Below are 18,275 nucleotides of genomic sequence, written 5' to 3'. Positions count from 1 at the left end.
ACAGCGAAAGCTGCGGGTCTGAGCAAAAGAAAATGGAGGGGCCTCCATCTGGGATGCACCATGTGAGCCGGTCTGGCGCGGTCAAACTGCCAACCACGAACCACTAAATATCCTGGCCTTCGCTACGTCGATCATGATAGATACATATATTCGATAGCCCCCTCGGTTCGACTCGACCGCAATCCGGCTGGACATCGATCTGTATGTCGGCGCTCATGAGAGAAAATATGCCAGGCTCGGGAATACAACCGGGACAGAGCCTGATCGCCATGGAAGACATCTGCCAGTCTTACCGTATGGGCGAACAGCGTCTGTCCGTACTTGAAAACATCACGCTAACGATCAAACGTGGAGAAAGCTGCGCCATCGTTGGCACGTCCGGCTCGGGCAAGAGTACGCTGCTTAACATTCTCGGTTTGCTCGACCAGCCCGCATCTGGACGCTTCGTGCTTGACGGTTACGATATGGCCAGCGCAACGCAGGATGAGCGCGCAGGCCTGCGCAATCGACTGATTGGCTTCGTGTTCCAGAGCTTCAATTTATTGCCACGGCTCAGTGCACTGGACAACGTAGCGCTACCGTTGTTGTACCGCGGTTACTCTCGCCATCAGGCTCGGCAACACGCTCAGAGCCAAATCGAGCGGGTCGGTTTGGCCGACCGTATTACCCACCGCCCCGCAGACCTGTCTGGCGGTCAGCGTCAGCGTGTCGCCATCGCGAGGGCCTTGGTCGGCGAGCCGGCACTGATCCTTGCGGACGAACCCACCGGCAATCTCGACAGCGAAACCGCGCAGGACATTATGGATCTGCTGCTGGAACTCAACCGCGCACAGTCCGTAACCCTGATCATGGTGACCCATGATTCTGACCTCGCAAAGCGACTAGACCGCCGCCTGCACGTCCAGGGAGGGCGGATTACGGAGATGTGCCCGCGGTGGAACGGCCTTTGATGATTGACCGGCAAACAGATCGACGCATTCCGTTTCTCGTCCAGACCTTGATTGAATCACTGGACAGCCTGCGCCTGCTGGGGCGCCGCTCACTATTAGCGCTGCTCGGCATTGCGGTCGGCTGCGCCGCCGTCATCGCGCTGCTCAATATCGGCCACAACGCCGCCAACGAATCCATCAGTACATTCAAGGGGCTAGGCACCAATACCATGATCGCCTCCTTTCCAACCCAGCCTGGAAGCAACCATCCAGCCCCCGCGACTTTAGACATACAAGCGCTGAGCGTCGCCCTGCCGATGATCGAACACATTGCTCCACTTACTCTGCAGTCAACCCGTATAACCTACAAAGGTCGAACCACGGACGCCACCATTGCCGGTACCAGTGTCGGTCTAGCTGCAGCGTTGGGATTGCGATTGGAACAGGGTCGCTTCCTATCCGATTTCGATCGCCATACCACATATGCCGTAGTGGGTGCACGCGTGGCCCGCGACCTAGGACGGAGCGACGCTCCTCTACGGCTCGGCGATCATCTGCCGATCGAGGGCTATCTATTCGAAGTGATAGGTATCGCGGCAAGCCTGGCGCCCACCCCCTTCATTCCCGTTGCAGCGGACGAGTCGATATTCGTACCTATCGAGGGCATGCGTCGATTACAACCCGCGCCGGAGATCGGAAGCATCATCGTACGAACCTGGGACACGCCCGACCTGAACGCCGCCGCCGATGCACTGAAGCTCTATCTGGATAGCCGCTCCCATCGGCGCAAGGCTGAGGTACAGGTGCCCCAGCACCTGCTCGACGGTCTGGCACGTCAAGCCAATACCTTCGCCTACCTGATCGCCGGTCTTGGCGGCATCTCCCTGCTGGTCGGTGGCGTGGGTGTCATGAACGTCATGCTCATGAATGTCGCCGAGCGCCGCCGTGAAATCGGCATACGCATGGCGCTCGGCGCCAAGGCCAGCGATATCCGCAACCTGTTCTTGCTGGAGGCGGCCACGCTTTCCATTGCCGGTGCCTTGGTTGGGGCCATTGTCGGCCTGGCGGCTGCTTACGCTTTTGTCCGCATCTCCGGTTGGTCTTTCAGTCTGGCACCGCTCTCGCTGCCGCTGGGCGTTTGCAGCTCCTTGATGGTGGGCCTGTTTTTCGGCCTGCATCCCGCCCTGGCAGCCGCACGGCTGCAACCGGTACAGGCCTTGCGTGATGATTAGACTGCAGCCAACCTGTCGTCTATCCCTTGCCGTGCTTATGAAACTTGATCAATCCTTCGATAGCTTCCAAGCATAAGCGCCATATTATCGAACTTCGAAAGGTCTTCATTTCTGCTCTGCGCGATAGCATAAAGTCTACTGAGCATGTCCTTGTCATTGTCACTTAATAAGTCTAGGAGCTTGGTTATATTTTCATTAGGGGATAAAGTTCCCAAGGCGCCAACACTACCCGCCAGTTCTTTTCCCGATAGTCTGGAACGCATCGTTTTGCTGCCTAACTCTACGGCCTGATCATCCAACTTTAGCGGTGGGAAGTCCTCGGCTTTGTATCGAACAACCGGTTTGGCGTTGGGATCTGTAGCGCCATCAGAGCCAGTTGCCGAGAAGGCGTAGACGACGTCTTCCAGAAACGAGAAATCTGACGCATGCACAGACCTCTTGGTTGGAGTGAATATGGCCTCCAGAAAGCCGTGATCAATCAAGGTATCGCCCATTGCCTTGCTGGTCAGTACCCTCTGCGCAACTGCCTCATCCTCTGCATTAAATTCAGGAATACGGGGGTTTCCCTGAAGATCATACATCTTCCCCGCAGTGTCCGGCGGCCCTCCGGGACCAGACATTCGGTAGCCTCCCAGATCAAAAGCCAGGCCATCAACCTTGAGCGGATCTATTCCGTTAGCACTTGCATATTCATAAACGGTTGCCAGCATTTCCCTATCGCTTTTCGTGAGAAAGTTGTAAACGCTGCCAGATGTATTGCTTGTAGTCGTCGAGGTTTCAATTTTTGGCTCGACAGAGCCATCCGAATTAAATAAACGAGAAAGCATGATGGCTCTCCCGCTGATGCTAATTGTGACTGACTCCTGTTTTTTTACCGTAGCCGCTTCTTGGGAAGAAGCGCCAGCAGCCGAAGACTTATTTGGCTTGAATTCAACCGAGCCGGATGGGCTGGTGGCTGAACCAGAAACAGAGTTTATCGATACCATGACACCGCTCCTTGCTAGCTATGTGGTGTGACCAACACTTCGATCCGTCCAGAAATTCCGTGGCCATCAGCTTGCGAGAATGGCCACGAAAATAGCCTACTGAAAAATACTCCAGATTCAGAACGAATAGTTAACTGTTATAAGGTCGGACGAGGTGGATATGGCCGGATAGCTCCCTCCCGAGATAGTATGGCGAATCCAGAATTGGCCTCTGGCGTTATACCCTGCATGAGCAGTACTGGTGCCACTTTGTGCAGCAGATATATCGACACAGTTACTAATGCTGCTCGAATACTGAGGGCTGTAACAAAGCTCCACAATCTCCGAAGTATTCCCGTTATTGTAAGAGCTCCATGTGTAGTTGACTGAAGTGACGGAGGCTCCATTTCTGGGTACTGTTGTGGGTACGGTAAATGGCATAGTGGCGTAACTGCCAGAGCCATATATCGTATAGTGCATCCTGGAGGCAGTGTAACTGTCTGTGGCCGCATGAGCGACGAAGGGCAATCCAATTGCAGCAGCCAATACCAGAGCTGATAGGTTTCTCATTTCTTCCTCTCCTTGATCCTATGTGCTTCAATGCACGGCATTGAGTCTATACCCCCCACCAAAGTTTGCAAAACCTCGCTGGTCAGTCTCGGAATACTTCCAACAGATTCCATTTCCGGTTACCAGCGCCACTTTCACTCAAAGCCGCCACTGGCTTGGGCATGCAGACCACTTGCATAAACATTTGCCTTTGGAATAATGCATAGTCGGATTGACAGTTGAGTGTATTTCTTACATGTTCAGCTGTTTACACATCTAGCGTCAGCAGGGAGTGAACATGCCAGGCTCGGGAATGCAACCGGGACAGAGCCTGATCGCCATGGAAGACATTTGCCAGTCTTACCGCATGGGCGAACAGCACCTGCCCATGCTCGACAACACCACCCTGACGATCAGGCATGGAGAAAGCTGTGCATTCTCCCCCAGCGGGCAGCGCCAGCGTGTCGCTATCACCCATGCCCTAGTCGGCGAGTCAGTACCGATTCTAGCCGGCGAGTCCACTAGCAACCTCGACGGCGACACCGCGCAGGACATCATGGACCCGCTGTTGGAACTCAACCGCACACAGGCCGTGACTCTGGTCATGGTGACCCATGACATCGATCTCGCCCTACGGCTGGATCGCCGCCAGCACCATCAACAGCGGAGCGGCTTCGATGGTTGAGCAGCAGGCGGGCAGGCACGGCCCGTTTCTGCTCCAGACCCTGATTGAGTCGCTGGACAATCTGCGCCTCCTGGGCCGGCGCTCACTGCTGGCGTTGCTTGGTATCGCGGTCGGCTGCGCCGCTGTCATCGCGCTGCTCAACATTGGCCACAACGCCGCCAACGAATCTATCCGTACCTTCAAAGGGCTGGGTGCTGATACTCTGGTCGCAACCTTCCCCCACAGTCCAGGCGACGACCGACCAGGCCCGACCCAACTGGACATTCAGGCCCTCCGCGCGGCTTTGCCGATGATTGAGCAAACCGCTCCGCTCATCCTACATTCAGCTCATATTCAGCATCGAGGACAAACAACAAATGCCATCGTCGCGGGTACTGGAAGCGGCTTAGTCAACGTGTTGGAGTTACGGTTGGAGCGGGGTCGCTTCCTATCCGACTTTGATCACCATTCCACTTATGCCATCGTTGGCGCTCGTGTAACACGTGATCTGGGGCACCCAGGCTCACCTTTGCAATTGGGTGACCGCTTGCCGATTAACGGATACTTGTTCGAGGTGATTGGCATCCTGGCCAGTAAGGCGCCCAACCCTCTAGCCTCTGTTGCGGCGGATGACTCCGTCTTCATTCCCATTGAAGGCATGCGTCGGCTGCAGCCGGCGCCAGAGATAAGCAGCATCGTCGCTCGTACGCAGAACGCTTCCCAAGTGAATGCTGCAGCCGGCGCTTTGAAAGCCTACCTGGGGACGCTCCCCAAAAGCAGGGAGGCTGACGTACTGATTCCTCAGCAGCTACTCGATGGCCTCACTCGCCAAGCCAATACCTTCGCCTATTTGCTCGCCGGGCTGGGCGGTATTTCCCTGCTAGTCGGTGGTGTGGGGGTCATGAACGTCATGCTCATGAATGTCGCCGAGCGCCGTCGCGAGATCGGCATACGCATGGCGCTCGGCGCCAAGGCCAGCGATATCCGCAACCTGTTCTTGCTGGAGGCGGCCACGCTTTCCATTGCTGGTGCCTTGGTTGGGGCCATTGTCGGCCTGGCGGCTGCTTACGCTTTCGTCCGCATCTCCGGCTGGTCTTTCAGTCTGGCGCCGCTCTCGCTGCCGCTGGGCGTTTGCAGCTCCTTGATGGTGGGCCTGTTTTTCGGCCTTCACCCCGCCTTGGCAGCCGCACGGCTGCAGCCGGTACAGGCCTTGCGTGATGATTAAACCTGCTTGCCAACTCGCCGTTCTTTGCTTCGCCATGTTGGTACAGCCAACCCTGGCCGGGTTCCTTGCTCCTGCTCAGGCGACCATGCCAGGCGAGGCCGTCTCGTTGAACGCGCAGACCATCGACCTGACCCTGAGCGACGCCGTGTTCTTGGGGCTGCGCGATAACCGCTCCATTCGCAGCGCCTATCTTGAGCGTATCGCGCAAAAATTCGACTTGCGGGTCGAGGAAGACCGTTTCACGCCTAAGCTGGTGCTCAGTGGTCGTCACCTGGCGACCCGCAACCAGGACGACCGCTACCGTCAAAGCGAAGTCATCCCGCAGACCACCTTGCTGGGCGAGTACGGCACACGGTTCAGCCTGGCGTGGAGCAACCAGCTCACCCAGGCTAACCGTGCAGGGCGCACCCGTAATGACGGTGCCACTTTCACTGTCATACAACCATTGCTGCGTGGCGCCGGTCGCGATGTAGCTACCGCTCCCATGCGCTTGGCCCGGCTCTCCGAGCAGGTCAACCGCCTGACCCTCAAGACTACCGTCTCGGATACCATCACTCAGATCATCACCGCCTACCGCGAACTGCTGCGCGCCCAGGAACAGTTGCAAATCGCCCGCGATGCACTGGAGCGCTCGCGTCAATTGCTGGTGGCGAACCAAGCCATGATTGATGCAGGCCGTATGGCCGAGTTCGAGATCGTACAGACCGAGGCCGATGTCGCCACTCAGGAGCTGGCGGTCGAGGAAGCTGCCAACCAGCTTGATGCCAGCCGCCTGGAGCTGTTGCGTCTGCTCGCCCTGGACCTGCACACGAAGATCCGCGCGGCTGACACTCTCGACGCCACTCCTGTCGAGATCGGCCTGGCTCAGGCCCTCACAGCTGCGCAGGAACAGCAACCTGCCTATCTCTCCCAACTGATCGCCACCGAACAGGCCGCTATTAACCACACCGTAGCCCGTAACGAAAAGCTGTGGGACGTCTCGTTGGTTGGCGGCGCGACCCAAGTCCGCGACCGTTACCCAGGCGACAGTGGTCATGAGACCAGCCGCACCTGGGACGGCTATGCCGGCGTTCAGGTGGACATTCCCATCGGAGACCTCAGCCGGCGTCAAGCTGAGGTGCGCGCTCGGGTGAATGTCGAGAATCAGGACATTAGGCTTGCAGAGGCACGGCAGTCATTGGAGCGCGACGTCGGCGATGCCGTGCGTGACCTCGGCACCCGCTGGCGCCAATATGAAATAGCCCAGCGGGCTCGCGACCTCTCGCGTCGCAAGCTGGAGATAGAGCGCGAAAAATTGCAGGCTGGTCGCTCCAGCAACTTCCAGGTACTGAGCTTCGAATCGGACTTGCGCAATGCCGAGAGCGCCAGACTCAATGCATTGATCGCCTACCTCAACGCTCAAGCCCGCCTGGACCAGACGCTGGGCACAACTTTGGAGAGTTGGGACATTGACCTCAACGATTAAACATCTCGTATTTCCCCTTCGGCGGCGCCTATGGCTCGCCGGCGGAGCTTTCCTGCTCGTTACTATTGCCGTTCTGTTCACCTACAGGGCCCAATCCTCACCTGAGCCGATCGAGGCCCGCTGGTTGCATGTGCAACCGCAGGTACTGGAGAACCAGCTAGGTTTGGTCGGGCGTGTCGAAGCGGCGACACACACGATTCTCGCTGCCCCCTTCGAAGGGCTCGTGCAATATCTCGCCATTACCGACGGCCAGCGGGTCGAGCGCGGCCAGCGCCTGCTGACACTCGATACAACACAGTTGGACATTCAGATACGCGAAGCCCTGGCCGTGGAGTTGAAAGCCCGGCGCACCGTGCAGGATATGCAGAACTGGGAGCAAAGCGAAGAGGTATCCCGTGCGCGCCGTGCCCTTACCAATGCCCGATTGAACCTGGAAGACACCGAAGCCAAGCTCGCAGACACACGTCGCCTATTCGAGCGCGGTATCGTTGCACGCATGGAAGTTGACTCCCTGGAGCAGCAGGCCAAGACTCAGCGCCTGGATCTCGTCGCTTCACAGGCTGAACTGCGCGCAGCGCAGGGCAGAGGCCAAGGCGAAAGCCGCCAGATCGCAGAAATGGAACTGGCTAATGCGCAGTCACGCCATCAGGCACTGCTGGCACTGCACGGGCAGCGCGAACTTACCGCACCTTTCGCCGGCATCATCTTGCCCCCCCAGAAGTCGAAAGACAGAAACGATACACCTCCGATTCAACCGGGCGTGCGTGTATCCCAGGGTGCTCCGTTGTTCGAGCTGGCCAGCGTCGAACGGATCAAAGCAGTCGCCCATATCGAAGAAGCCGACCTGCATCAATTGGAAGAAGGTATGCCTGTGCAGATTACCGGCGATGGTTTCGACGGCATCACCCTGCGCGGCCATATCGCTAGCATCGGGGTGCAGGGCATTCCCAGCACGTATGGTGGCGGCATTACCTACGAGGTGGTTGTCTCCATCGATCCTCTCACGCCGGAGCAGCGACAGCGTGTTCGTCTAGGCATGAGCACAAAGCTATCAATCACGACCTATCGTGCCGAAAACGGGCTGGCAATCCCTGCCGAAGCGCTGCATCGTGATGCTGACGGAAACACAACTGTCAGATATCGTGAAGGGATGAGCGAAGCCCCGCGAATACTTATTGTGACTACCGGGCGAGCCGTTCCGCAGGGGGTTGAGGTTTTTGGTATGGATTCTGGTTACGTAGAGCTACCGCTCCCCCTCCGCTAAGGATCAAGGGCACTCCAAGAGCATTCGGTCCACGTGATAACTTTTTCAGTCAGTTCTAGGGTGGCAGGGCGGAGCGAAATACTCATTCCCTCTCCTCAATGGGCCGGTTGATGTCCAAAACACCAGTCTGCTGAATTGCGTAAATAAATTAATTTCCCAAGAAAGATCAGGTTTTATTGCGAGTCGCTGTAAATTCCAGGAAAGCACCTTGTCAGGATGGCGGGAAGGCTTCTTTTTTAAATAAATATTTCTGGATTTCTAGAGAGTGTCTGATACTTTGGTCGTGCTTGTGCGTTCGTTTGTTATGGAAGTAACATGAGAAAAGCCAATGGATGCACGGAGCGACTGGACTTGATGAAAATAATACCTATGGAAGGTCTGAAGTAGCCGGGTATTTCGCGTCAACTTCAGCCCTTGCCGATTTTGAAAGCGGGCAATCGATCAAAAACCGGACAGATAGCCCACTCATTTCTCCTTTTTTGGCCGTCGCGATAACCTCGCAACGGCCATTTCCCACATTACAGGCGCACCTCTCCTGCGGTGGCAATCAAATGTCGACGTGCCATCCACAGGTTCGACAGCGCGAACAGTGTCATCAGCTGCGCGGTGTTCTTGGCCAGGCCGCGGAAGCGTACCTTCACGTAACCGAACTGGCGCTTGATCACCCGGAATGGGTGCTCGACCTTGGCCCGCACCTGCGCCTTGGCCTTTTCGATCTTGCGCTTGGCTTTGTAGAGCGGGCTGTTCTTGCCGAGTTTTCTGTAAGTGCTGCGACGCGCCGCGACCTGCCAGATCACCTCACGGCCTTCATGTTCCGGGCGCTTCTCTACGCCGGTGTAGCCCGCGTCGGCACCGACCATGTTTTCCTCACCGTGCAGCAGTTTGTCGACCTGGGTAACGTCTGCAACGTTGGCTGCCGTCCCCACCACGCTGTGCACCAGGCCGGACTCGTCATCAACGCCGATATGCGCCTTCATGCCGAAGTGGTGAGTCGGCCGCGGGAACTGCCCCCGCAGCCGCTCGCAGAACCGTACGTGACACTCTCGCGTCATACGGCTCCCGTTATCCAACCTTGCTGCCCGGTCACTCGCCAGTGATGAAACAGCCGGGGTACCACAGTCCGCATCTTGTCCAGCCATTGGCTAATGCGCCGCTTGCGCCTATGAAGGGCCTTGTATTTTCGTCGGGCCCAGCGTTCAAGCGCGCGGTCAATGTGCTGGAAGATGCCAAGCATGGCTGTCCGATAGAACGAGCCATAGTATTGCCACCACCCCTGTATCACTGGATTGTAGAGCCGAGCCACGTCGACCAGCGTCACGTGGGTTTGGCGATTGAGTCGCCACCTGCGTACCGCTTGCCGCATCCGCTTTAAGGCATCCGCACTCGCTCCCGGAAGGAAGCTCGTGAAGAGCTGGTCTTGTTTGCTGAGCGCCTTCCTCGGCCTAAAGGTGAAGCCGAGGAAGGTAAAGCTCACATGCGGATAACCTGCGCGACGGTTACTGTCCTTGCAGTACACGACCTTTGATTTCTCGGGGTGCATCGTCAAGCCACAGGCAGCCAGCCGTGAAGCAATGGAGCGCATCACGTACTCCGCTTGCTTTCGACTGCGGCAGTGCACCACCGCATCATCGGCGTAGCGGGCAAACGGGCAGTTGGGGCTGGTACGTTGCATCCAGGTGTCGAAGGCATAGTGCATGAACAGATTCATCAGGAGGGGACTGATCACTCCACCTTGCGGGGTGCCGCGTTCGCGTGGGACGCGCATGCCGTGATCCGTTTCGAACGGCGCAACCAGCCACCGCTCGATGTACAGAAGTATCCAGTCCTCCTTGATGTGCAGGCGCACCGCCTTCATCAGCAACCCATGATTGATCTGATCGAAGGCTGCCTTGATATCAAACTCCACCACCCAGTCGTATCGCCAGCAGCGCTCACGCGTGATCGCCACCGCCTGCTTCGCTGATCGTCCCGGCCGGTACCCATAGGAGTCCGAGTGGAAGATCGAGTCCAGCTCCGGCTCGATGAGAAGCTTGACCACGGTTTGCGCGACACGATCACCAACCGTGGGCACTCCCAGCTTGCGCGTGCCTCCCGATGCCTTGGGAATTTCTACTTGCTTGACCGGAGGCGGGAAGTACGACCCCGACGACATCCGATTCCACAGCTTGTAGAGATTCTTAGACAGATCCCGCTCGAAATCGGCGATGGTTTCATCGTCGATGCCGGCAGCACCGCGGTTGGCCCTGACCTGCTGGTAGGCGTCCCATACCGTGCGTTTCGCTATGTCATAAGGTTTCGCCGAGCTCACGCCACTCATCCCCGGAGGTTGGCAACGCTCGTCGGCCGGATAACGCCGCCCCTTCGCTCCACCTCCATTACAGAGGCTTCATCGCTACTACGGGAGGCTCCGCCCCTCGTTCCAGCATCGGTATTCTTCCTCATGGTGTTGGCCATTTGTCATTTTCCTTCGCATCTGGAACAAGGTTCTCACGTTCCGTACCAAAGCCTGTATGAAGATCATGCCGCCTATACACCGGCTGCCATCGGGTCCGTAAGCAGGTAACGCCCCGACTTGTCCTGAAGCCAGTACTCCACCTCAGTTTCGGCAGCACCTTGGGCATAACGATGCGTCATCGGACGGTTTGCTTTCGCTCATCTTCTCCATACTCACCTGCCATCCTCAGGGATGACTTTTCCTCGGTCGCTCACCACCACACCTTTTGGATGCAGCAGCACCGGGTGGTTTGAAGTCCGCTCCTGCAAGCCGACTTCGGAAGGCCTACTTCCATCTTCGGCACAGCAGCACAGGTCATCTGACCTGTGTTCGTGACACACAATACTGGTTTCCCTTCTTGGTCTGGTGCATTTCCGGGTCACGCTTGCCGTCCTTGTTCTTGGTCGAACTTGGCGCATTGATCAGCGTTGCATCGACGATAGTGCCTTGGCGCAACGACAAACCTCGGTCACCTAGGTAGCCATTGATCACAGCCAGGATGCCGGCAGCCAGTTCGTGTTTCTCCAGCAGGCGGCGGAAGTTGAGGATGGTGGTTTCATCCGGAATGCGCTCCAGCCTCAACCCTGCGAACTGGCGCAGGATGGTCGTCTCGTACAGCGCTTCCTCCATCGCCGGATCGCTGTAGCCAAACCAGTTCTGCATCAGGTGAATACGCAGCATGGCCAGCAGAGGATAGGCGGGCCGACCACCTTCGCCCTTGGGGTAATGCGGCTCGATCAAGGCAATCAAGCCCTTCCACGGCACCACCTGATCCATCTCGATCAGGAACAACTCTTTGCGGGTCTGCTTGCGCTTGCCGGCGTACTCGGCGTCGGCGAAGGTCATCTGCTTCATCGGGAAACTCGGGCAACGGGGTCAGCGTATTTCACCAGATTTGGGAAGTCTTTTTCAGACCATCCCTATGTATTGTTTTCGGCCAGTGACTATTACGGGATGTGAGTTGCGCTTGTCTCTTTTTTTTCGCAACGGTTACCGCTACCGGCAATTATTCCGCCGGCAGGCGGCAATTTCTTGCCGCATCGTTCGATGTATTTCGCCCAAATCTAACCCTCGGATCGCTCAAAGCGAGGCCAGGGCTGCAGGAAAGCAAGGCAAGGGCAGTTGGCATGAGATGTGCTTGATTGGCATGTGTCATGAATCGACGTGTGCTCTTGCCTGGTTCAGGTCAGGCCTATCCGTTTATGGAGCTTCGTTCATCCGGGCCTGAGGTAGTAAGGATGAACATGCAAAGATGGAGTTGTTGAAATGAAAAAACTGAACTGGAAGCAGAGCATCGCAGTGGTAGCACTTTGTGCTGCAGGCACCGTCGCACAGGCAGCAGGCGCTTATGTAAGTAATGCGGTTGGAGCGAATATAACCACTCCAAATACCTGGTTCCGTACGAACTTCCCGATTGTTGGTTCTCCACCTCCTGCCGGGTCAACCGTTAGCTCGGTGAGCTGGAATTACGGTATCGGGACCATTCCTTCGGGCGGCACTTTTGTCGCTCAGCTTTGCCACGGTACTACTTCGTTTTGCATTGATGTTACGAATGTGAAAAGTGGGTCGTCCTCGGCTTTTGCCGGGCGCCCGGCAACATCGGCTTTTTTCCTGCAGTACAGGATTAACCGGACCGCGGCGTTCCCAACGGTATATGGGCAGTCTGCTCAGCTTATCGTGAACTGGAACTGAGCTAGCTAAAAAGTTCTATCGAGCAGGCGGGTAGAATTGCTTGCTCGATAGGATTTATCTGATACATGAGGCATACATGAACATATCTTCTATCCCGAACTTGCTCAAACTGGCTTCTTATAATCAAGTCAATTCAGCGGCTAATGGACGATCTGTTCCCGAGATTGGCACCTCGGTGAGCGCGGGCTGGGGGGCGGAGAAGCCCGGCATCCAGGTAACGCTTTCGGAGGGTGCCAGGCGGCCCGCCTCGGGAGAGCTGCCCGGCTGGGTCAAGGAGAAATCCGAGGACCTACGCAATAACCCTGACCAAGCTGAAGCAATGAATTTTGTACAGTCCATGGCTACGATTCCGGGAGGGGCGTTACTATCCTACGGCCCTAATTCGGACGGCTTCAGCGATGTGTATTATGCTGCCACAGGCTTGCCTGTGACGCCGGAAAACAAAGCCCGGCATGAGGCACTGAGCCAGTCCATTACGGCCAACACCACCGCCATATTTGAGGCGGAGAGAGCGAAAGGGGCTTCAGCTGCAGATATTTTTGAAAAAATGCATGCGTATATGGCGACACAGCCAAGTGATTACCTGGAAGCCATTGAGTGGTATCGCTCCAGTTACGCACGCGGGTAGTTGATCGGGCGAGGCAATTATGAACATATCTTCTGTCCCAAGCTTGCTCAAGCTGGCTGCTTATAATCAAGTCAATTCAGCGGCTAATGGTCGATCTGTCTCCGAGCCTGGTACCTCGATGGGGGCGGGTTGGGGGGCGGAGAAACCCGGCATTCAGGTGACGCTTTCGGAGGGTGCCCGGCGGGCTGTCTCGGGAGAGCTACCCGGCTGGGTCAAGGAGAAAGCCGAAGACCTGCGCAATAACCCTGACCAAACCGAGGCGATGAATTTCGTTGAGTCCATGGCTACGATTGCAGGGGGACCGCTGATTTCAAACGGCCCTAATTCGGATGGCATAAATGATGTTTATTATGCTGCCACAGGGCTGCCTGTGACGCCGGCAAGCAAAGCCCGATATGAAGCGTTGAGCCAGTCCATTACGGCCAACACCACCGCCATATTTGAGGCGGAGCGGGCGAAAGGGGCATCAGCCGCAGATATTTTTGAAAAAATGCATGCATATATGGCGACCCAGCCAACTGACTATCTGGAAGCCGCAGAATGGTATCGCTCCAGTTACGCACGTGGTTAGCTGATTGATCAAAAGGGCGCCTAGGGCGCGCGTAGTTCTTGTCTTCCCTATGCCTTGTTGATCTGGGTCAATATTTTACTGCTCGTTGTAACGTATTGATATCTCTCAATAGGGTGGCCAAATATTCATCCCGATTACTCATTGTTGAGTATGGGCATGCAGGGAGCGGCAGCGATGGATCGCATCGAACAACCTATCCAGGTAGGCCTGGCACGCAAGGTATGCCTGTCGCCGTTACAGCCCCGTCGTCACCCCACTGAAATTTCCCAAATACTCCCAGCCGCCTCGCGCGCCGGCGACTCACTGCGTGTCGCGCACGCCGTATTCCTTTCTTCTCGCAGCATCGGCTCGGCACGTTTAGGGCCGACCGTGCGCCCCATGCAACACCCACCCAGACACGCCCGTGTCGTAATGCAATACCTGCATCCATTCATATGGAGATGTACAACATGAAAACACGTAAATCACTGCTCGCTCTGCTTACTACCGCTGCACTGTCCGCTGCTGGCGCCGCCCACGCCGGCCCGCCAGTCACGATTACCTTCAAGCATGTCGGGGCCACCGGTACGCCTGCCGCTGTCTATACGATTATCACGGCCAATGAGACGAGCACTTATGCCAATGCCTCACCGAAACCGGATAGCAGTGTGTCAGCGGGAGGCAGTGACAGCTATCAAGTCCAGAGTTTGATTTCTCCCGATGCGAACTTCGCTAACGTCCGCTACAAGATTGGCAGCAAGGAGTGCGTCTTTACTACTACCTACGTCAACATGCTGGGCAGTGGTGGTGTCAAGATTCCTACGTGGAACAAGACGGCCACTCCCAGCGGGGGGGCAATTTGTACGGCGAATATTACCTCCACCAATATCGCGACCCATGCATGGTCGGTTGAATTCACGATGAGATAAACAGCAAAGCCGCGCGCGTTCCCGGTAATGTTCCGCATCACTGGGAACGTTTGCAGCGGCATCGAGAGCTTTGACAAAACAGGGAAAAGTCATGCCAAACTCCTCCGCCACACCGGACACCTACAATGGCCAGCATTTCGGCAATACTGCCAGGGCTATCGTTGCCGACAGCGTATAGTTACTGACGAGAGACCCGGGCGCCTTTTTTGTTCTATTTGACCTGGCGGCGTCCAACGATACCATGGGTGCATAAGTATTCCTTGCGCTTTGTTTGCAGAGCATGCGGAGGCTAAAGCTTTCCGCTATGCAGCCGTTAATGCTGTGAACTATAAGTTTGTATGAAGCCAAGCCGCAGCTGAGGCGATGGAGAAACAGTCATGGCCGGTATTACTACCTACACATCCCTATCCGGTAGCCGCTTGGCTGGCAGCGCTACTACTGCTACGGGCCAAACCCAGGACGTTTCCACTGCCGGCAAGACCAGTGCCACGATCCCAGCAGGAGGCACCGGCCCCACCATCACCGTTTCCAACCTGGCCCGCCAGTTGGGCGAAGCAGCGGTACGCGCTGAAACCCGCGATGCCAGCCTCAGTCGCAAGGAACTGGGCCAAAAGGCCACGGCACAGCTTGATCAGATAATTGGTGACCAGTACTACATAAACAAAGCTAAACACGACGCTGAGGTACCCAATACGGACGATCCCGAACTGCTGGCTCGCGCCAAGCAAGCTACCAGCTTCGTCAACGGTCAGGGTAAGAACCCCTTTGCCGGCTTATCACCGGATCAATTGACCTTAGTCATTTATGACGACAGCGGTACCTTCACGGTTAACGAGCGGCAGGCCGCATGGCAGGAGTCTTATGACCAACGACAAGCATGGAAGCAGCAAGTCATCGCCAAAGCCAATGATGAGTACAACCGCACCGGCAAGATGTCCAATTTCTTCAAAGAAGTGCTTGCCTACTACAACGAGCTGCCCGCCATCGAGCAGGCGCAGTACCCAGAAAGCTATGCTTCCCGTCTACAAGAGCTGATCGACCTCGACTTCAACTACATGACTCATCAGGTCGGGGGCAAGGGCAGCGCGGCTAGCCTGATCGAACAGCTGCTGGGCGAAGGTCCCTATAGGGACAAGGATTTTGCCGCCAAGGCGGCGGATACGGACTGAGCAGAAAGGCTCGCCATGATCGGCATCACCACCTACACCTCTCTAATCAGTCGCCTGACAGGCAATGCCACTGGTGCTGCGGGCCAAACCCAGGACGTTTCCGCCGACGGCAAGACCAGTACCACGCCCCCCGCAGGCAGCACCAGCACGGTCTCTAACCTGGCTCGCCAATTGGGTGAGGCGGCTGCGCATGCTGAGGCTCGTGATGCCAGCCTCAGCCGTAAGGAGCTGGGCCAGAAGGCTACGGCACAGCTTGATCAGATCACTGGCTACGATTACTACCTGAATCAGGAGCGGCACGATGCTGAGGTGCCCAATACCGACGACCCTGAGCTGCTGGCCCGTGCCAAACAAGCTACCAGCTTCGTCAACGGTTCAGGTAGCAATCCCTTCAAGGGGATGTCCCGCGATCAATTGGCACTGATTGCCTATGATGACAGCGGCAGCTTCACTGTTAACGAGCGGCGGGCCGCATGGTCAGAGGCATACAGCCAAGAGGAAGCATGGCGTCAGAAGGTTGTAGCCCAGGCGATGGACGAGTACAACCGAACCGGCAAGATGACCAATTTCTTCAAAGAAGTGCTTGCCTACTACAATGAGCTGCCCGCCATCGAGCAGGCGCAGTACCCGGACGACTATGCTTCTCGTCTGCAAGAGCTGATCGACCTCGACTTCAACTACATGACTCATCGGGCCGAGGGCAAGGGCAGTAGTCCTGCCAATCTGATCGACCAGTTGTTCGCGTCAGCGCCTCACGCTGGCAAAGAGGAGGTTAGCGCCTCTTCATCCACGGCATCGCAATCCATCTCCGCTGCGCAGTCCGCCAGCGCGGCCAACACCACGGCATCGACAGCCGGCCCCGCCAGTAATGGCTACGATCTCATGGTTTCCCGCCTGTTCGGCGGGAAAGAGCCTGCGGTAGCCAACGGCGCCCAAGGCATGAGTGCCAACAACATCGGTCGCAGCGCTTACGACTTCCTCACCTACGAAGATCGTGCCTTGCTGTCGGACATGTACGCTTATGCGCAGGACGAAGGCGCCGATCTGACCTATGTGGATCGCCTGGCCGAAGAGCTTGGCGACTACCGTCAGCACGACAATGGGCGGTTGCGCTCGAACTTCAATAACGGTCACAACTACGACGCCCAAGGGCACCAACTCACGGTCAGCTTCAACGATAAGGACACTGCCACCGCTTCAAGCATCCTGAATGGATCGGCGATCGGCAGTACTCGTATTGATCAGGGCTTCTTGCGCCATATCCTCGATCCGGGCTATGGCGCGTTGAGCAATACCAGCGACCTGGGTTTCCTCGAACAGATGGTGACGAAGTTTTCCGCCGAAGGCGCGACACACTCTTCGCTCGGTAGCCAATACGCTACCTATACCCCGGTCATCAGCATCAAGGACAACATCGTCCTGAACGCCTCCGAGGACGTGAAGCTCAAGCCCTTCGAGCCGGATATTACCAATGTCAACGGCGTCTGGACGGTAACCGAGAAGGGGGCTGCGGCGGGTATCACACTGGACGACGTGATCGGCAAGTCTGGGCGCATGGCTACTGCTTCAACTGGCCAGGAGCAGAATCGCTACGTCCTGGATGCTTTTTTCAAGAAAGATAATGTAAGTGGGACGGCAATACTGCTTTCTCGCCTTTTTAATTCGGATGGCTCTGTGGAGCCAAGAGTTGAAACCACGACGACCACAAGCAACACTTCAGCCAGTGTCTATAGCTTTCTTACGAAAAGCGATAGAGAAATGTTGGCAACCGTTTATGAATATGCAAGTGCTAACGGACTAGATCCGCTCAAGGTCGATGGCTTAGCTTTTGACTTGGGGGTCTACCGAAGGGCTGGCCCTGGAGGGCCGCTGGACAATGTGGGAAAGGCATATGATCTTCAGGGCAACCCCTTCATTGCTGAGTTCAATGCAGAGGATGAGGCCGTTGCGCAGAGAGTACTGACCAGCAAGGCAATGGGCGATACCTTGATTGACCGTGGCTTTTTGGAAGCTGTATTCACGCCAACCCGGATGTCTGTACACGCATCGGATTTCTCGTTTCTGGAAGACGTCGTCTACGCCTTCTCGGCATCAGGCTCTGATGGCGCTACGAACCCTGATGCCAAACCGGTAGTCCGATACAGAGCAGAGGATTTTCCACCTCTCAACCTGGATGATCAGACTGTAGACTCAGGCAGCAAGATAATGCTGTCCCGGCTATTGGAGAAAGACCTTGCAGGCACTATTGATGCTCTGGGCATGTTATCCGGCAATGAGCATATAACCAGGCTTCTGGACTTGCTAAGCGATAATGATAAAGACATGCTTAGTAAATTTTATGCGAGCGCGCAGATTAGGAATGAAGATCTCTCGAAGATCGATGATATGGCGATTATGCTTGGAAGCTATCGAATTATTGGTCAGCGTATATAAGCACGATGAGGCAAAGGCATAGGGCCTCGTGTTGGCGGGCGGATTTGGCATCGCGCAAGAAACCTGTACCGGTTGCAGCCGCGTGGT

The 18,275-nt window shown here is 56.4% G+C and carries 15 protein-coding genes and 2 pseudogenes; 12 read left to right on the top strand and 5 right to left on the bottom strand.

What is annotated here, in order from left to right:
• Nucleotides 1-227 precede the first annotated feature (227 nt).
• Together G7020_RS09245 and G7020_RS09240 are read left to right on the top strand one after the other, a co-directional pair.
• Nucleotides 228-950, top strand: coding sequence for an ABC transporter ATP-binding protein (locus G7020_RS09245; protein ID WP_376779329.1), 723 nt, complete (start codon nt 228-230; stop codon nt 948-950).
• Nucleotides 950-2,161: an ABC transporter permease gene (locus tag G7020_RS09240; protein ID WP_181083882.1), complete on the top strand. Its 1,212-nt coding sequence runs from the start codon at nt 950-952 to the stop codon at nt 2,159-2,161. Before G7020_RS09245 ends, G7020_RS09240 begins: the two co-directional genes overlap by 1 nt.
• Before the next feature lie 35 nt (nt 2,162-2,196).
• Here G7020_RS09240 and G7020_RS09235 read toward each other — a convergent pair whose 3' ends face one another.
• Both G7020_RS09235 and G7020_RS24340 read right to left on the bottom strand, forming a co-directional pair.
• Complete coding sequence (locus G7020_RS09235) at nt 2,197-3,147, bottom strand: hypothetical protein (protein ID WP_181083880.1); 951 nt, start codon at nt 3,145-3,147, stop codon at nt 2,197-2,199.
• Nucleotides 3,148-3,264: 117 nt separating this feature from the next.
• A complete protein-coding gene (locus G7020_RS24340; RefSeq protein ID WP_423835641.1) occupies nt 3,265-3,567 on the bottom strand; it encodes a flagellar protein FlhE in 303 nt (100 codons plus the stop codon).
• A 406-nt stretch (nt 3,568-3,973) separates the two neighbouring features.
• On the opposite strand from G7020_RS24340, the gene G7020_RS24335 reads away from it, so the two are divergent.
• From G7020_RS24335 to G7020_RS09210, 4 genes are read left to right on the top strand one after another with little or no spacing between them, the layout of a single operon-like run.
• Nucleotides 3,974-4,360 carry a hypothetical protein gene (locus G7020_RS24335; RefSeq protein WP_181083876.1) on the top strand — a complete coding sequence of 129 codons (387 nt, stop codon included), beginning with the start codon at nt 3,974-3,976 and terminating at the stop codon, nt 4,358-4,360.
• On the top strand, nt 4,353-5,564 hold the full coding sequence (locus G7020_RS09220; RefSeq protein WP_181083938.1) for an ABC transporter permease: 1,212 nt from the start codon (nt 4,353-4,355) through the stop codon (nt 5,562-5,564). Before G7020_RS24335 ends, G7020_RS09220 begins: the two co-directional genes overlap by 8 nt.
• Nucleotides 5,557-7,029: a TolC family protein gene (locus tag G7020_RS09215; protein WP_181083874.1), complete on the top strand. Its 1,473-nt coding sequence runs from the start codon at nt 5,557-5,559 to the stop codon at nt 7,027-7,029. The genes G7020_RS09220 and G7020_RS09215 overlap by 8 nt, the downstream gene beginning before the upstream one ends.
• Nucleotides 7,013-8,293, top strand: a complete 1,281-nt coding sequence (locus G7020_RS09210) for an HlyD family secretion protein (protein ID WP_181083872.1) — start codon at nt 7,013-7,015, stop codon at nt 8,291-8,293. Before G7020_RS09215 ends, G7020_RS09210 begins: the two co-directional genes overlap by 17 nt.
• A gap of 518 nt (nt 8,294-8,811) precedes the next feature.
• Here G7020_RS09210 and G7020_RS09205 read toward each other — a convergent pair.
• The 3 genes and pseudogenes from G7020_RS09205 to G7020_RS09195 all read right to left on the bottom strand — a co-directional run.
• Nucleotides 8,812-9,282 (bottom strand): annotated as a pseudogene (locus tag G7020_RS09205) (IS5 family transposase); the annotation flags it as partial.
• A gap of 59 nt (nt 9,283-9,341) precedes the next feature.
• Nucleotides 9,342-10,610, bottom strand: coding sequence for a group II intron reverse transcriptase/maturase (gene ltrA / locus G7020_RS09200; RefSeq protein ID WP_020308494.1), 1,269 nt, complete (start codon nt 10,608-10,610; stop codon nt 9,342-9,344).
• A gap of 519 nt (nt 10,611-11,129) precedes the next feature.
• Nucleotides 11,130-11,642: pseudogene (locus G7020_RS09195) on the bottom strand (IS5 family transposase); the annotation flags it as partial.
• A 411-nt stretch (nt 11,643-12,053) separates the two neighbouring features.
• Between G7020_RS09195 and G7020_RS09190 the strand changes: the two are divergent.
• The 6 genes from G7020_RS09190 to G7020_RS24015 all read left to right on the top strand — a co-directional run bounded on the left by G7020_RS09190 (nt 12,054) and on the right by G7020_RS24015 (nt 18,188).
• A complete protein-coding gene (locus tag G7020_RS09190; RefSeq protein WP_181083870.1) occupies nt 12,054-12,479 on the top strand; it encodes a flagellar protein FlhE in 426 nt (141 codons plus the stop codon).
• Nucleotides 12,480-12,555: 76 nt separating this feature from the next.
• Nucleotides 12,556-13,107, top strand: a complete 552-nt coding sequence (locus G7020_RS09185; RefSeq protein WP_181083868.1) for a hypothetical protein — start codon at nt 12,556-12,558, stop codon at nt 13,105-13,107.
• A 19-nt stretch (nt 13,108-13,126) separates the two neighbouring features.
• Complete coding sequence (locus G7020_RS09180) at nt 13,127-13,678, top strand: hypothetical protein (protein WP_181083866.1); 552 nt, start codon at nt 13,127-13,129, stop codon at nt 13,676-13,678.
• A 449-nt stretch (nt 13,679-14,127) separates the two neighbouring features.
• The gene (locus G7020_RS09175) at nt 14,128-14,586 is read left to right on the top strand and encodes a hypothetical protein (protein WP_042919384.1); all 459 of its coding nucleotides are present in this window, start codon (nt 14,128-14,130) and stop codon (nt 14,584-14,586) included.
• 377 nt (nt 14,587-14,963) lie between these two features.
• Nucleotides 14,964-15,755 (top strand): hypothetical protein, encoded by a 792-nt coding sequence (locus G7020_RS09170; protein ID WP_033947703.1) that lies wholly within the window; start codon nt 14,964-14,966, stop codon nt 15,753-15,755.
• A 15-nt stretch (nt 15,756-15,770) separates the two neighbouring features.
• Nucleotides 15,771-18,188 (top strand): hypothetical protein, encoded by a 2,418-nt coding sequence (locus G7020_RS24015; protein WP_237756061.1) that lies wholly within the window; start codon nt 15,771-15,773, stop codon nt 18,186-18,188.
• Nucleotides 18,189-18,275 lie beyond the last annotated feature (87 nt).

It is taken from the genome of Stutzerimonas stutzeri (genome assembly GCF_013522825.1).
Taxonomy (GTDB): domain Bacteria; phylum Pseudomonadota; class Gammaproteobacteria; order Pseudomonadales; family Pseudomonadaceae; genus Stutzerimonas; species Stutzerimonas stutzeri_AK.
This window is presented reverse-complemented; position numbering and strand designations above follow the sequence as displayed.

Bases quoted from the DNA above. Each gene is read 5' to 3' on its own strand.
- ltrA (WP_020308494.1), bottom strand. From the start codon at position 10,610: ATGAGTGGCGTGAGCTCGGCGAAACCTTATGACATAGCGAAACGCACG.
- G7020_RS09185 (WP_181083868.1), top strand. From the start codon at position 12,556: ATGAACATATCTTCTATCCCGAACTTGCTCAAACTGGCTTCTTATAAT.
- G7020_RS24340 (WP_423835641.1), bottom strand. From the start codon at position 3,567: ATGCCATTTACCGTACCCACAACAGTACCCAGAAATGGAGCCTCCGTC.
- G7020_RS09235 (WP_181083880.1), bottom strand. From the start codon at position 3,147: ATGGTATCGATAAACTCTGTTTCTGGTTCAGCCACCAGCCCATCCGGC.
- G7020_RS09220 (WP_181083938.1), top strand. From the start codon at position 4,353: ATGGTTGAGCAGCAGGCGGGCAGGCACGGCCCGTTTCTGCTCCAGACC.
- G7020_RS09240 (WP_181083882.1), top strand. From the start codon at position 950: ATGATTGACCGGCAAACAGATCGACGCATTCCGTTTCTCGTCCAGACC.
- G7020_RS09170 (WP_033947703.1), top strand. From the start codon at position 14,964: ATGGCCGGTATTACTACCTACACATCCCTATCCGGTAGCCGCTTGGCT.
- G7020_RS24015 (WP_237756061.1), top strand. From the start codon at position 15,771: ATGATCGGCATCACCACCTACACCTCTCTAATCAGTCGCCTGACAGGC.
- G7020_RS09215 (WP_181083874.1), top strand. From the start codon at position 5,557: ATGATTAAACCTGCTTGCCAACTCGCCGTTCTTTGCTTCGCCATGTTG.
- G7020_RS24335 (WP_181083876.1), top strand. From the start codon at position 3,974: ATGCCAGGCTCGGGAATGCAACCGGGACAGAGCCTGATCGCCATGGAA.
- G7020_RS09175 (WP_042919384.1), top strand. From the start codon at position 14,128: ATGAAAACACGTAAATCACTGCTCGCTCTGCTTACTACCGCTGCACTG.
- G7020_RS09190 (WP_181083870.1), top strand. From the start codon at position 12,054: ATGAAAAAACTGAACTGGAAGCAGAGCATCGCAGTGGTAGCACTTTGT.
- G7020_RS09245 (WP_376779329.1), top strand. From the start codon at position 228: ATGCCAGGCTCGGGAATACAACCGGGACAGAGCCTGATCGCCATGGAA.
- G7020_RS09180 (WP_181083866.1), top strand. From the start codon at position 13,127: ATGAACATATCTTCTGTCCCAAGCTTGCTCAAGCTGGCTGCTTATAAT.